This is a genomic window from uncultured Psychroserpens sp., assembly GCF_947492715.1.
Taxonomy (GTDB): domain Bacteria; phylum Bacteroidota; class Bacteroidia; order Flavobacteriales; family Flavobacteriaceae; genus Psychroserpens.
This window is the reverse complement of sequence record NZ_CANLNS010000005.1, coordinates 281403-295295: the sequence shown is the minus strand read 5'-3', so window position 1 is coordinate 295295 and position 13893 is coordinate 281403. Positions and strand designations below refer to the sequence as shown.

The following is a 13893-nucleotide window of genomic DNA, read 5'->3' as shown; positions in this document are numbered from 1 at the left end:
AAACATACACCAACACATTATCACAACGTTCGTATTAATTATTAACTCATACTTAGAAAAGACATTATGAAAAAAATTGGATTCCTACTACTATTAACAATACTATTCGGTTGTGACAATTCTGAAAAATACGACTTAATCACTGGCAAATGGGGATGTGGCAGCTGGATCATTGATTCTAATGGCAAAGACAATTGTAAAGATAATGTTGAATTTATATTTTCTGCTGACAAATCTTATACCTCCAAAATCGGAAACATCTCTGATTCTGGAAAATTTGAAATATCTGGCGCTCAATTAATCTGTTATCCCGACGGTAAAATGAAAATAGGCGTTCATTTAGACAAATTAAAGATTGACACACTTCAGTTTACTATGAGTAGATCTGGACAAAAAGAGGTTATGACCCTAATACGGGAATAAATTATTAGTGTCATCGGCTAGCTCAGGCAACGAGCTATACACGACTATAAACAGAAAATGAGCAGAGTTAAAGACTTTCTTACCAAATTAGACGATTACGAATTAGCAAATTTTGCAAAATTCAAACGCCTAAGCTATATGAAAGAAACGCAATCAGAAATAGAAAACTATTTAGCTGCACGCCATCTAACCGAATCCAGAATTAATCAACTGATCTCTGAAAACAAAAAGAGAAAATTCAATGATAACAACATTAGATGCTCAAGGTGTTATTCAAATAAAATTAGAGTTGAAAAAACCGAATTCACAAATACAACAGATGAGTTTGATGTAGCTGTACTTGATGGGATTGCTGGGAAATCTACTTATAAAGATAAAATTATTTGTAACGTTTGCGGGTTATGGCTAACAGACCCAAATAATGAAAAAGAAATCACAACATGGAATTCTATTTGGAATTTTATAACGGACTTACTTAGCAGAATTTAAAAATACATGTACGAACAATATATGTAGCTGCTTGCAGTTAAATTTCTTAGACAAAATTCAACGCGTATTCTCTGCCTTTGAATTACAATAAACCATGAGAGCTAATTTTCCAAAATAGACCATACACAAACACATTACCCAACATTTGAAAAAGCAATACGAATGAAAAAAATGACAATTATTTTTGCCCTTCTAATATGTATTAGCTGTAGCAATGACGATGACAACAACAATTCTACAGTAGAAACTAATATTGAATTAGTAACTGGTATTAATATTAGAAGTTCTGAATTTTCAGCACCTACGCAATTAGGCAATCCAAATGTTTTAATCAATAATCAATTTATTGCTTATCCAAATCCTCCAGCTGGAGCATTGAGTTTACTCGCGTCTGAAAACATTTCTGATGTTTGGATTATACCTGCCAATGCACAAAAAACGTTCCAGCAAACCGATTTCAATTCAGTTTTGAACTCCAATTTGTACGCCGAATCGTTAATCGAATCAAATGCCGAAATGGAATTCATGAACTTGAATACAACAAATTTAGTGCTCAATTTAGAAAATTTAGCTGCTGGATATTATAGAGTTTTTGTGAAAATCAACGGAAACTTATACTGGGATAATATTTACATTCCTGAAGACAACTTTGAAATTGACGATTTAATAAATTATTGGAATTAAAAACCTTGGGCAACAACGTCTATAAGTAATAGCGATTTGAACTTTAATTCAAATCGCTATTACTTTTTATTTTGTAAATTACTTTCTGAAAAGTGCTGTCTAAATACCTTATGGCGAACACTACAAGAATACGCTGGTAAGTATTGTAAGGCAACTTAAAATCATAACGAAATGGCTAAAAATAAAACCACCAAAACCGAAGTAGACGTCTTTGATTTTATTGAATCATACGTAGATAATGATCAAAAGAAAGCTGATAGTTATAAATTAATAGAATTAATGAGCGAATGGTCGGGTTTTAAACCAAGAATGTGGGGTCCAACAATAATTGGTTTTGGAAGGTATCATTATAAATATGCAAGCGGCCATGAGGGTAATGCTCCTTTGTTAGGTTTCTCTCCGCGAAAAGCTCAATTTTCGCTCTATATCTATTCCAAAACAGAAAAAAGTGATGCGCTTTTGGAGGATTTAGGCAAATTCAAAATGGGAAAAGCTTGTATTTATTTTAAGAAACTAACAGACATAAACATTCCTGTTGTAGAACAACTCAGTATGGAAACAATTGCATATCTCAATGAACATCATGAGTGTGCTTGTAGACAGTAACTTTTAGAAAACCAGAATCTTATAAAACAGAATTATCTATTTTAACAATATTTGTTGCCTATGAATTAAGTGAGTTCCTCAAACTAACCTAATTATGGCTAAATTAAATAACCAAAGGCTAACCCTACTCAAGTACATTGATTACAAGCAGAAAACACCTATATGGAGGAAAAAGAAAAACCTAGACTTTCAAGATTAACTGCTATTCTTACTCAACTACAATCTAAAAGAATTATTACGGCAAAACAACTTGCTGAAAAACATGGCGTTAGTGTAAGAACCATTTATCGAGACATTCGTACCCTAGAAAAATCGGGAATACCTATTGTAACCGAAGAAGGAAAAGGCTATTCTATTATGGAAGGCTATCACCTTCCTCCTGTTCTCTTTACCGAGGAAGAAGCAAATGCCTTAATCACAATTGAACAATTAGCAATCAAAAACAAAGACGCATCGCTTGTTAAAAACACCACAAGCGCCATAGAAAAAATAAAAGCCATCTTACGATACTCTCAAAAAGGAAACGCAGATTTGTTAGCAGACAGGATCTACTTTAGTGGAAACAATAACGAAGAGAAAACTAGTAATAATCTAATGCAAATACAATCGGCTATAACCCAATATAAAGTCTTAAATATGGAGTATCTTTCTTCCGAAAACAAACAATCCACTAGAAGCATTGAGCCGTTTGCTATTTACAGTATTCATGGAGATTTTCTGTTAATCGCCTTTTGTCGATTACGAAATGATTTTAGACATTTCAGAATAGATTTCATCCAAAATCTTAGGACTGATACCGAAACATTTAGTCCGCATAATATGTCTATAAAAGAATATTTTGAAAAATATGTAAAGCATCAAAAACACCCTTGACATACCTTTGTCACAACCTCAATTTACATTTGCAGATATATTAATACTAAAACATCTAAAAATGGAAATTATCAGTATCGCAACTTTATCATTATCGGCTTTAATGCTCGTCTTCGTTGGTATAATGAGGTTGAGTAATCCTATCAAAACTTATGGAAAGAATTCAGGAATCAGACTAGAACGTGATGCTAGTCTTTTAAACGAAATGAGAGGAGTTAGTGCAGTAATGCTTTCGGCAGGAATTATTATCGCTTTCGGTTTATTTATTGAAAAACTTACCTTTTCTTCACACCTTATTGCATCTCTAATTTTTCTAGGTTTCGCAATTGGTAGATTAATTAGCTTAAAACTTGATGGTAAACCAAGTAAACAAATTACCCAAGGAATTCTATTTGAACTTGTTTTAGGTCTAGCAAATACTTTTTGCTTAATAACTATTTATAGTTAGTTTAAAATACTAGTAGTGGCTAACCATGTGAATACTCAATTACTAGTCCCAGCACTCGTAAAATCTTACCTATTTTTCCTCTGGTTCGTTTTCTTTTGCTAATTTAGTTCTTGCGCGTTCAATCAATTATTAAAACTGGTAGATTTTTTTGGGCAAACCTGTATAAACCTTTAACAAAACTAAATGTCGGCATTAGGAGAACTCATTGTTTTCGGAATTTATGTGATACTCATTATTCCTATCCTTTTGACTTTAATTGTATGTATTAAAAGAAAAAAGAAATTGAGTGGTACTCTATTTATAATAATATCGTTAATACCGCTAGCCCTTTTCAGTTATAGTCAATATCAAAATCATAGAGATGCTGAATTAGACTATGTTGGAATTTATGATTTAACCGAATATCCAAATTGTGATTCATGTATTTTAAAACTGAATGACGACAATACGTATTTAGTTTCAATAGAAGGCAGTAAAATTGAACATGGAAAATGGAACTTTAGAAGTGGCGGAGATTATTGGATTGTTGACATTGGAGAACATGGAACACTTGGAAGCGGAAGATTTAAATACACAACATATAAAAATAGGTCGTCAAAAGAATAGAACAATACGTAATCAATTATAACACAAACTTGTTGACAGTCATTAGAAAAAAAACGAAAACTAGATGCTAAAAAAAATACTTTGGGGACTATTAATTCTTGGTATTATAGGAGGCATCTTTGGCTACTATAAATATTTAAGAATAATGGGGCCTAATGTTCCTGAAAAACTGGAGAACACTTCTGTTATTATTCCGGCAAATTCCTCATTCAATGATGTCGTTGACATCCTCTATAAGAATAACCAAATCATAGATACGGTTTCCTTTCGCGAGGTGTCAGAAATGATGAATTACAAAAAAAGTATTATGAGATCTGGACGCTATAAAATTAAGCCTTCTTGGAGTAATCGTTCATTAATAAGTCATCTCAGAGCAGGAAAACAGGAAACTGTAAATTTAGTTTTAACTCACGGTTGGTTATTGTCAGATGTCGCAGGCAAAGCCGCTAGATTTATAGAAAGTGACTCAACAGATTTGCTTAACCTTTTTCAAAATGAGGATTATATAACCAAATTCGGATACACCAATGAGACCCTTATGAGCTTGTTTATTCCAAATACATATGAATTTTATTGGAACACAAATGAAAAGGACTTTTTTGAACGCATGATTAAAGAACATAAACGTTTTTGGAATGCTAACAACAGACTTGCAAAAGCACAAAAAATAGGATTGACTCCCGAAGAGGTGTATACCTTAGCTTCAATTGTGGAAAGGGAAATTTCAAAGGATGAAGAAAAAAAACGAGTTGCAGGATTATATTTAAATCGAATGAGAATAGGCATGAAATTAGATGCAGATCCTACAGCAAAATTTGCAACAAGAGACTTTAGAGCAACAAGGATTTTATATAAGCATATTCGTTTCGATTCTCCTTATAATACGTATTTACACAAGGGACTTCCGCCAGGACCTATAAGTATGGCTTCCATCAAAAGTATTGATGCCGTTTTGGATTCGGAAAAGCATAATTTCTTTTACATGTGTGTAAAACCAGAAGATCCAGGTTATCATGTTTTTGCAGAAACGATAACAGAACATCATAGAAATGCTAGGAAATATCATCGCTGGTTGGATAGCATCGAAAAGCAAGCTAAAAATTAACAGTATTCACAATGTAAAAAGTTAATTGATGATTTTTACATACAAGTATCATGGCGTAACCAACTAACACAACTAAGACATCACAGGTTCCCTCTGGTTCATTTTCTTTTACTAACTTAGTTCTTTCTTACCAACGAAAATAAACACGAACGCGTTTGAACAATCGAAAATGAAAACATATCTAAAATTATTAATTCCTCTTTTCTTAATTCTAGTAGCCACTAATCAAATTAATGCACAGGATGTCACAAAAGACCATAAGGACTCCCTTAAAACAATGGTTAAGAAATATTATGATTTAAACCTTAAAATATTTCAAGCAAATTCTACTGTGGAAGATATCAACAACGCCTTTGAACTTTTCACGAAAGATTTCACATATGTTCACCCAAAATATGGTGGAATATATACTCGTGACGATTTGTATAAAGGATATGTCCGAAACCAAAAAAATGGAGGTTATGATGGAAAAATCAAAGAGATTAAAATACTAAACGAAATTATCGGACTGAATGCTGTTGTTGTTCAAAAAGTGTTCGTGAAAAAAAAAGATGGTAAAACCGAAGATGGAGAACCTCAAATGACACTTTTTGAATTTAAAAACGGTAAAATAGCTCGAATCTTTGAATATTGGTAATAACATAAAAAAAGTGATTTGAGATACCTTCTTAAAATAGTAACAATATCCTGCCTGCTAACTGCAGTATCATGTAATGAGCCTAAAACGATTACAGAGAAACAGAGCATTGAAGTTGCTGATGACGTCAAGCAAACATTGAACAGTTACTTTGACGACATTCGAGAATCAGGACTTACAGCCGAATTTAAATACCTCGATAATTCTAAGGCGTTTTTCTGGACACCTCCAGGATATACATCATCCATTTCATACGATTCTGTGGTCACAATACTCAAACAAAGTGCTCCACGTTATCAATCTATTGACAACCAATGGGACGTATTAAAAATCAACCCTTTAACTAAAGAGTTTGCAACATATACAGGTAAATTAAGTTCTATAGTGATAGACACATCAGGACAAGTTTTTAAAGTCAAACTTGTTGAAACTGGCGTTGTAGTAAAGCGACACGATGGATGGAAACTGCTATGCGGACAAACTTCAACAATTTCAGACTAGTTAATTTATGGTAAATTTTCATCTGGTTTCTTCCCTTTTAGTATCTTAGACCTACCCTATCCAGCTAATCATTAATAAACGTGTTATAAGTAATTGCATGAAAACTTTAATCGAAACAGAAAGGTTATTATTAAGAGAAATCACCCTTGATGACAAAGAGGCATTATTTAAATTACATTCTAATCCTGAGGTACAGAAATATACTGGAGAACCTGTAGTGAAATCTATAGAAGCAATGACAAAGGCTATAGAAAAAAGAATTATTAATTATAAAAAATATGGATTTGGTAGATGGGCGACTATATTAAAAAATGGAAATCAATTTGTCGGTTGGTCAGGATTGGCATATCTCCCAGAATTTGATGAAATTGATCTTGGTTATAGGTTCTTACCTGAATATTGGGGATTAGGCATTGCAACCGAAGCTTCACATGCAATTTTAAATTATGGATTTGATAGACTCAAATTAAAAAAGATAATTGCCATTGCAGAAAAAGAAAACAAAGCGTCTATCAGAGTGATGGAAAAAGTTGGAATGAAATTCGATAAATTTGCGCCATATGAACCCGAAAGCGAAGACGCTATTTGGTATTGGTGTGACAAAAATCTTATAAATGCAAATGCCAAATATAGATAACGACATATATATATTTAGAACATTAAGTGTCGTAATTGGCGTTATCTGTTTGATTGCTGGCATAGTTTCAATCGCGCTCGATTATAGAAATTTTGGCAGTCTTCTATTATTAGGTGCCGTTTTATCTTTTTTTTGGTTCTATATGCTAAATGGCACATACAAAACATATAAAAAGGTGTATTTAGAATATTTACCTGCCAATAAAGTTTCAGAAATGTTGCATTTTGGTTCATTTAAATTCACAGACGAAAGCCTAATATATGAAAGCAAAAGAAACCATCAAGACATAAATTGGACAGATATATTGAATTATAAAGTGGTCAATTCAATCCATATTGTTATGTTTAGGAAAAATAAAGACGAACACAATTTGATAATAAGTGAAACCCAAATGGATGCATCTGATTTTCAAAAAGTACTTGGGTTTTTAAAAGAAAAAGTAAAAAAAAGACCTTACGATAGCGTATTTAATTAATTACTTTGGCATACTCTGAAGTTCATCTTGATGTCCTTCTGGTTTAGAATAATCTGTAACTTTATGTATACTAACACTACTAACCTTAGACAAACACATCCCATTATATCTTAGAAAAGCAATATGGAAATAGGAACGAAATTAATAAAAATGAGCTTGAAATTCCGAATACTATTCGCCGTCGGAACTGCAATTCTTTATTCCATTTTACTGTGGACATTTGATTATTTTTCAGATGAAGACATTTACACTAGTAATAGTATCATTTTTCAAGGCGTAGTATTCGGGATTATTTTTGGAATCGGTTTTCCTTACATTAATGAAAAACTTGCTGGAAGATTCTCGAATACAATGGGAGCTGCAATAAAACCAGAATTAGAACCCGACGAAATTATTGAAATTGAAGGTCCTGCAAATGTATTTCGAGGGATAGGTGGTGTTGGTGGAAAACTATTTCTGACCAATAAAAAAATGATATTTAAGTCGCATAAATTGAATATCCGAAAAGAACAAACGACTATTGCATATCAGAATATCAAAACAATCATTAAAGGAAAAACCGCTAAAATTATTGACAACAAAATCAAAATTGTAACACTTGATAACAAGGTCTTTAATTTTGTTGTTAATGAAAGAGACTTATGGTTTGAGAGCATAGCAGAATCAATTAAAAAACACGCCTCACAATAGCACTTTTGATATATATAAGTAAATTTTAATCTTATAGCGATTATATTATTACTATGTATTACAAACAGTATTGATCGCTTAAAAGTTGAAAGGAATACATTAAAAACCCCTGAATAGAACACAATCCAAACAGCAACGTGTTCAGTTAATTAATAGTCCTTAGAGTGTTAAAAATCACGTGCTAAACGTCTATTTTTATTATATTTCTTTTTAAACTTAATAATCATGTCGAAATCACATCTTTTTATTTTGTCGAATGTGTTGTTTCTTTTCTTCATATCCGATTTTTGTGTGGCCCAAGATGAATTTCAACTTGTAAATATTGTCAAGCAAAAAGGACCTGTAGCTTATCGCGATCCTATTGGTGCTGTATCACCAGATGGTAAATTAGTTGCCTTTTCTGATTCAAGGCGATTAGAAATTCAATCTATTACTGGAGGCATATCAACTAAACTCGCTAATAACGGATCTATTATTCGCTATTTTACGTGGACACCTAATGGCAATCTCATTACCTACGAATTAGGAGGACCACGCAAGACATGGTATACATACAACATTCAAGCAAATACTAGTAAACCGTTATGGCCAGATAAAGAGGCATTTATTGTAATAAAGCCAGATGGTACAAAAACCGAGATTTCTCGGCATAACCTGCGAGAGCTTACTTGGTCTTTAGACGGAAAACACATTGCTGGTAGTGCTAATCTAAATGGAAGAACCGCTGTCATTGAATTTGAAGCAGGTGGTAACAATCCAAAAGTGGTTTCAGATTTTGAACACGTAACATCCTTACAATGGAATCCGAACTTATCTTGTTGGGCCGGAATTGTAATTAAAGATGATGAGCGCTATATTCAGCTTGATCTTGGAAACCCAAAAGCTCAAAAAATAAGTGGAAACATTTATGGTAAAATTGCATTTACAAACGATGGTAAGTCCATGTATTATGCCTCAGGAAATGACAATAAAATTTTAGAATTATGGAAACAAAATCTAGAAACCAATCAAAAACAGCAACTTACAAACTTTTCTAAGGACACTTATGCTCCAAGCATCAGTAAAGACGGCAAAGTGTTATTCAAATTAAAAGATTATCGCATATCCATTGCAACTGTTTCTGGTCAAGGCGGTCCATCTACCACACTCACAGGGTTTCAATCTGAAATTCCTTACTGGCATCCCGATGGAAAAAGAGTGGCTTTTACCTATGGCAACTGGAGGACTGTAATGGACGATGCCAAGTACCCAGATATTGATCAAAATCTAGGTTGGGCTTATGTGAACAGAGAAAGTCCGGCTAAACAACCCGATACCATCATAAGAGCTTCCTATTCAGAAGATCAAGGCATGTGCTGGTCCCCGAACCTCAAATGGATTGCATTTCACACACACGCAGATAAAACTGATGACCTTTGGATTATGCCTGTATCTGGAGATAAAATGGAGCAACCGCTAACTAAAGGTGGATATGAAACGGGTTGGCCAAGATGGTCAAAAGATGGTAAGTGGATTGTTTCAACAACAGGCACAAAACAGGGCGAAAAAATGGGTTTAATCATTGTTGGTATAGACCAGGATAAAGGTGAAGTTACCTCACCGCAAAAATTAATTTCCCCAATTGGTTTAGAAAATGGCAGTTTTACAGACGTTCAATGGACCTCTGATAGTAAAAGTCTAGTTGTAGAATATGTGGTGGATGACAATCGAAAAGAAATATGGTGCATCCCAATAGATGGCGGGAAAGGTAAATTAATCTATTCATTTAACAGTGATCAACTATATTCTGGAATTGGCCTATCATCCAACGACCAATGGATAGCTTATATTGCACCTGATGACCAAGGATATTATCAATTATACAAAGTGTCTTTTAATGGTAAACAATTGAAACAACTTACCTTTGACCCAACAGACAAAGCACATCCTGTCTTTTCCCCAGTTGAGGATAAAATAGCCTTTTCAGTCTTTAGCTATAAGGTCATATTTTGGCAGTTGGATAATTAAGTCTGAAATAGTAAAACAACCAAATCTCGCTAGTCTTTATAAAATGAATCAAAAAGAAGATCATAAAATATTACTCGTTCTAGACATTGACGAAACTTTAGTTCATGCAACTCCAAAGGAATTAAATAGAAAAGCAGATTTTAAAGTATTTGACTATTATGTTTATCGCAGACCATATTTAGATCATTTTTTAGATCAAATTAAGGATGACTTTTTAATAGCTGTATGGTCATCTGCATCTGATGATTATGTTGAAGAAGTTGTTGACATTATTTTTCCTGCAGAACTAAAATTAGAGTTTGTTTGGGGAAGAAGCAGATGTAAGCCTAAACGGTTTTTAAATACAGATGATTTTGGCAACTATGAAAGTAGATATATGGATCATTATAATTTTATTAAACCATTAAAAAAGCTCAAGAGAAGAGGGTTTAGCCTCGATAGGATGCTTATTATTGATGATACACCTCATAAATCAAGTGATAATTTTGGGAATGCAATTTATCCAAAAGAGTATGTAGGCGATCTCAACGATGACGAATTGAAAGCGCTATCTCAATACTTGAAAACGCTAAAAGACAAAACACATGTTAGAAACATTGAAAAAAGAGGATGGAGAAAAACTTGAAGTAAAATGAGGCTAATAGCTTATCAAACATTTTGACAAATCATCATCATTTTTCAACAATTCAGGCTTTGATAATTCTTAATAATCTAAAAAAGGTAGAATTTTAAAAATATTAATCAATCAAAACTATAATGAAATCAAAAACCATTTGTTTACTTGGACTAATCTTTTTTGTCATAAGCTACATCTACTTTGCTCAAGGTTCTTTGAGCGCCCAGAAGCATATCGACTTAGCCCATTGGTTTAACCTAATAGGAGCAGTATTATTGTTTTTTTTCAATTTCGTATTTCCTAAAAACAGACTTAATTCTGTTGCGTCTATTTTAACTGGACTAGGAGTAATAGCTCATATCGGACTTTGCACTATTGATTTTATGATGTGGAGTTTCGGAAATGACGATATGGGAAGAAATGCATTAAGCGAACAAATAAGTAATACACCTTCGATTTTATATCCTTTTGTGATAATTGGACCATCATTACTTTTCGTCGGTTTAGCCCTACACGCTTTAAATTTTATCAAAACCAATACAATAAGCTCTCTTATGGTTATAATAGGTGGACCATTTGTTGGACTCTCTTATTTTATCTGGAATAATGGGATTTTAATGTTAATTAGTTGTGTCGTATTCGCATCTGGACTAGCACTACTTCTTTATAGAAAAGAAGAATTAACAACACACAATTAGCCATAAACGAAACCACAGCTATTCATTACAAAATGTATTCTGAAATAAAAAAATTTAAACAATTGATAAAAGTGTTTGTAATCTAAATTCTAAGAAAACTCTGTTCATTACAGTTGTCTTCTTGCCCTTTTATTTCTACTGCTCCTGAAGTTCTTCCCATTTCTGGTAAAATAGGTCGTAAAACCCCAAACTACACTTATAACTATAATTAAAATAATTATCTGATAATATTCTTCTGATAAACTCATATCTAAATATACGAAAATCTTTAAACTTGTATCTAAACGAAAACCATTGGTTCCTTAGCTGTCCATAAATAAACATCATTTCCTCTGGCTCGTTTTCTTTTATTAACTTAGTCCCTAGTCTACAGAACTATTCATAAATGGATATGTTCACACTAACTAGATAGGATTAAAAATGAAAGTAACTGCTGAACATAACGAACGTATTGCAAACTTGGTCTTTGGCTCAATTTATCCACATTATGTGACTAAAGTGGAGAACAAAGGACGAACCAAGGAAGAACTAAATCAAGTCATAGAATGGTTAACTGGTTTTGATAACCATCAATTACAAGAATTAATTGACAGTAAGGTAAACTTTAAAACATTTTTTGATAAGGCAAGCATACATCCAAATGCTCACCTTATTAAAGGAGTGATCTGTGGTTATAGAATTGAAGACATTGACAATGTACTAACACGACAGATTAGATATATGGACAAGTTGGTTGATGAACTAGCAAAAGGTCACAAAATGGAAAAAATTTTGCGAGAAGAAAAGAAATAAAACTTCCATAACAGCTATATTTTAACTGCATAAATTAGTGCAAAGGTTTAAGGTAATTTTTATAAGTTTTTAACCTCATCCATCGTTTTCTTGAATCTATTTACCAATTCGTAAATTTCTTCTTCGTTATACGATGCAAAACCAATTCTAATATAATTATGCTTTAGTTTAGCGCTATCATAGCGTTTCCAGTTACCAATGTCTAAGTGGTAGGTCTTAGCAACTTCAGAAACAGTTGCCCAAGAATAATTCGAATTCAACTTTGCCCAAACAGCCATTCCTCCCTTTGGAATTTCGAAATGGAAAAAAGCACCTAATTCTTCATTAAAAAGTTTACAAAACAAATCGCGACGTAGCTTATAGATTTTCATCACTTTTCGAATATGTCGATCTAAATCTCCAGATTTTATAAAATCTGCAAATGTCAATTCTAACAAGGCATCACCTTGCCTATCAACAAAGCCTCTTAGTTTAGCAGCTTCATCTACAAATGCTTTTGAAGCAATTAGATAACCAATTCTATATACTGGAGCAACCGCCTTACAAACCGAGCCAATATAAATAACATTTCCATTGACATCATGACTGGCTAAAGGTAAAATTGGAGCGTGATTATAATTAAAATCGTAATCATAATCATCTTCAATAATCGCAAAATTGTATTGCTTTGCTAGATTTAAAAGGTGGATTCTTCTTTTTGCTGAAAGCGTTACTGTAGTAGGATGATGATGATGCGTTGTTACATATACGGCTTTAATTTGTTTTCGTTTACACAGCCTTTCAATCTCATCGGTTATGATACCATTCTCATCAACCGTTACGCGTTCTATTGTCGCTTTCTGATATAGAAAAGTGGAATCTGCCGATTCGTAATTAGTAGTTCCTACAACTATAATATCTGCTTTTTTAAGCACCAATTGTGAGGTCAGCCAGATACCCATTTGACTCCCGCGCGTAATCAGTACATTCTCTTTGGTTATATGTAAACCTCGTGTAGCGTTCAAATAATCAACCAATACATCACGTAAAGAGTCATTACCATAAGTAGAACCATATGACAAATGCTCGAAAATCCTTTTTTTGGTACAAACTCTTCTGTATGTTCTGGCTATGTCATCAATTGGTGTCAATCTTCCATCAGAAATTCCATCATTCAAATACATAAAATCAGCATCGCTTTTTGAAGGCTTTTCAGGCAAATTCGCATGGTTATAAAAAGAAAAACCAGCAGTTGTCTTGACACCAAAAACCTCAGCGTCATCTAACTTTTGCTGATGTAATATTGGCAGACTACCAAGTACAAATGTTCCTTTCTTGGGAATACTTTCAACCCATCCTTGTAATAACAACTCCTCATAACACGCTACAACCGTTTTTCTATGCACATTTAATAGTTCTGCTAAAGTCCTACTCCCCGGAAGTTTAGTATTAGGGGCTAAGGTTTGATCTTTAATATATTGAATAATTTGATTTGCCAATTGTAGATACAAGGCCTGATTACACGTTCTATCAAATTGAATACTCGTTTTATATGGAAACACCTGGACTATTAATTATATTAATTCTGGATCATCAATGTAGTCCATAAATATAATATTTTTGAATT

At 33.0% G+C, this 13893-nt stretch carries 18 protein-coding genes; 17 read left to right on the top strand and 1 reads right to left on the bottom strand.

Translation table 11 applies throughout. The features are described from left to right. Positions 1-66: 66 nt before the first annotated feature. The 17 genes from Q0787_RS13955 to Q0787_RS13875 all read left to right on the top strand — a co-directional run bounded on the left by Q0787_RS13955 (position 67) and on the right by Q0787_RS13875 (position 12287). On the top strand, positions 67-423 hold the full coding sequence (locus Q0787_RS13955) for a lipocalin family protein (RefSeq protein ID WP_298903451.1): 357 nt from the start codon (positions 67-69) through the stop codon (positions 421-423). A gap of 57 nt (positions 424-480) precedes the next feature. Continuing rightward, entirely contained in the window at positions 481-912 is a 432-nt protein-coding gene (locus Q0787_RS13950) for a hypothetical protein (protein WP_298903450.1), read from the top strand. Positions 913-1074: 162 nt separating this feature from the next. Beyond that, on the top strand, positions 1075-1596 hold the full coding sequence (locus Q0787_RS13945; RefSeq protein WP_298903449.1) for a hypothetical protein: 522 nt from the start codon (positions 1075-1077) through the stop codon (positions 1594-1596). Positions 1597-1767: 171 nt separating this feature from the next. After that, complete coding sequence (locus Q0787_RS13940; protein ID WP_298903448.1) at positions 1768-2202, top strand: DUF1801 domain-containing protein; 435 nt, start codon at positions 1768-1770, stop codon at positions 2200-2202. A 162-nt stretch (positions 2203-2364) separates the two neighbouring features. Continuing rightward, a complete protein-coding gene (locus Q0787_RS13935; RefSeq protein ID WP_298903447.1) occupies positions 2365-3075 on the top strand; it encodes a YafY family protein in 711 nt (236 codons plus the stop codon). Between the two features lie 61 nt (positions 3076-3136). Then, entirely contained in the window at positions 3137-3523 is a 387-nt protein-coding gene (locus tag Q0787_RS13930; RefSeq protein WP_298903446.1) for a DUF4345 domain-containing protein, read from the top strand. A gap of 183 nt (positions 3524-3706) precedes the next feature. Continuing rightward, positions 3707-4129: a hypothetical protein gene (locus Q0787_RS13925; RefSeq protein ID WP_298903445.1), complete on the top strand. Its 423-nt coding sequence runs from the start codon at positions 3707-3709 to the stop codon at positions 4127-4129. A gap of 64 nt (positions 4130-4193) precedes the next feature. Continuing rightward, positions 4194-5234: an endolytic transglycosylase MltG gene (mltG, locus tag Q0787_RS13920; RefSeq protein WP_298903444.1), complete on the top strand. Its 1041-nt coding sequence runs from the start codon at positions 4194-4196 to the stop codon at positions 5232-5234. 169 nt (positions 5235-5403) lie between these two features. Next, complete coding sequence (locus tag Q0787_RS13915; RefSeq protein WP_298903443.1) at positions 5404-5871, top strand: nuclear transport factor 2 family protein; 468 nt, start codon at positions 5404-5406, stop codon at positions 5869-5871. A gap of 18 nt (positions 5872-5889) precedes the next feature. Next, positions 5890-6372: a nuclear transport factor 2 family protein gene (locus Q0787_RS13910; protein ID WP_298903442.1), complete on the top strand. Its 483-nt coding sequence runs from the start codon at positions 5890-5892 to the stop codon at positions 6370-6372. Between the two features lie 97 nt (positions 6373-6469). Next, positions 6470-7009: a GNAT family N-acetyltransferase gene (locus Q0787_RS13905; RefSeq protein ID WP_298903441.1), complete on the top strand. Its 540-nt coding sequence runs from the start codon at positions 6470-6472 to the stop codon at positions 7007-7009. After that, positions 6993-7484: a hypothetical protein gene (locus tag Q0787_RS13900; protein WP_298903440.1), complete on the top strand. Its 492-nt coding sequence runs from the start codon at positions 6993-6995 to the stop codon at positions 7482-7484. The genes Q0787_RS13905 and Q0787_RS13900 overlap by 17 nt, the downstream gene beginning before the upstream one ends. Before the next feature lie 150 nt (positions 7485-7634). After that, positions 7635-8174 (top strand): GRAM domain-containing protein, encoded by a 540-nt coding sequence (locus Q0787_RS13895; RefSeq protein ID WP_298903439.1) that lies wholly within the window; start codon positions 7635-7637, stop codon positions 8172-8174. A gap of 225 nt (positions 8175-8399) precedes the next feature. Then, positions 8400-10181, top strand: coding sequence for a hypothetical protein (locus Q0787_RS13890; RefSeq protein WP_298903438.1), 1782 nt, complete (start codon positions 8400-8402; stop codon positions 10179-10181). Positions 10182-10224: 43 nt separating this feature from the next. Further along, complete coding sequence (locus tag Q0787_RS13885) at positions 10225-10806, top strand: HAD family hydrolase (protein ID WP_298903436.1); 582 nt, start codon at positions 10225-10227, stop codon at positions 10804-10806. A gap of 131 nt (positions 10807-10937) precedes the next feature. Next, entirely contained in the window at positions 10938-11495 is a 558-nt protein-coding gene (locus Q0787_RS13880; RefSeq protein WP_298903434.1) for a hypothetical protein, read from the top strand. A 420-nt stretch (positions 11496-11915) separates the two neighbouring features. After that, entirely contained in the window at positions 11916-12287 is a 372-nt protein-coding gene (locus Q0787_RS13875) for a DUF2200 domain-containing protein (RefSeq protein WP_298903433.1), read from the top strand. Between the two features lie 59 nt (positions 12288-12346). On the opposite strand, the gene Q0787_RS13870 is transcribed toward Q0787_RS13875, so the two are convergent. Continuing rightward, complete coding sequence (locus Q0787_RS13870; protein WP_298903432.1) at positions 12347-13828, bottom strand: PLP-dependent aminotransferase family protein; 1482 nt, start codon at positions 13826-13828, stop codon at positions 12347-12349. Positions 13829-13893 lie beyond the last annotated feature (65 nt).

Bases quoted from the DNA above. Each gene is read 5' to 3' on its own strand.
- Q0787_RS13955 (WP_298903451.1), top strand. From the start codon at position 67: ATGAAAAAAATTGGATTCCTACTACTATTAACAATACTATTCGGTTGT.
- Q0787_RS13950 (WP_298903450.1), top strand. From the start codon at position 481: ATGAGCAGAGTTAAAGACTTTCTTACCAAATTAGACGATTACGAATTA.
- Q0787_RS13945 (WP_298903449.1), top strand. From the start codon at position 1,075: ATGAAAAAAATGACAATTATTTTTGCCCTTCTAATATGTATTAGCTGT.
- Q0787_RS13940 (WP_298903448.1), top strand. From the start codon at position 1,768: ATGGCTAAAAATAAAACCACCAAAACCGAAGTAGACGTCTTTGATTTT.
- Q0787_RS13935 (WP_298903447.1), top strand. From the start codon at position 2,365: ATGGAGGAAAAAGAAAAACCTAGACTTTCAAGATTAACTGCTATTCTT.
- Q0787_RS13930 (WP_298903446.1), top strand. From the start codon at position 3,137: ATGGAAATTATCAGTATCGCAACTTTATCATTATCGGCTTTAATGCTC.
- Q0787_RS13925 (WP_298903445.1), top strand. From the start codon at position 3,707: ATGTCGGCATTAGGAGAACTCATTGTTTTCGGAATTTATGTGATACTC.
- mltG (WP_298903444.1), top strand. From the start codon at position 4,194: ATGCTAAAAAAAATACTTTGGGGACTATTAATTCTTGGTATTATAGGA.
- Q0787_RS13915 (WP_298903443.1), top strand. From the start codon at position 5,404: ATGAAAACATATCTAAAATTATTAATTCCTCTTTTCTTAATTCTAGTA.
- Q0787_RS13905 (WP_298903441.1), top strand. From the start codon at position 6,470: ATGAAAACTTTAATCGAAACAGAAAGGTTATTATTAAGAGAAATCACC.
- Q0787_RS13900 (WP_298903440.1), top strand. From the start codon at position 6,993: ATGCCAAATATAGATAACGACATATATATATTTAGAACATTAAGTGTC.
- Q0787_RS13895 (WP_298903439.1), top strand. From the start codon at position 7,635: ATGAGCTTGAAATTCCGAATACTATTCGCCGTCGGAACTGCAATTCTT.
- Q0787_RS13890 (WP_298903438.1), top strand. From the start codon at position 8,400: ATGTCGAAATCACATCTTTTTATTTTGTCGAATGTGTTGTTTCTTTTC.
- Q0787_RS13885 (WP_298903436.1), top strand. From the start codon at position 10,225: ATGAATCAAAAAGAAGATCATAAAATATTACTCGTTCTAGACATTGAC.
- Q0787_RS13880 (WP_298903434.1), top strand. From the start codon at position 10,938: ATGAAATCAAAAACCATTTGTTTACTTGGACTAATCTTTTTTGTCATA.
- Q0787_RS13875 (WP_298903433.1), top strand. From the start codon at position 11,916: ATGAAAGTAACTGCTGAACATAACGAACGTATTGCAAACTTGGTCTTT.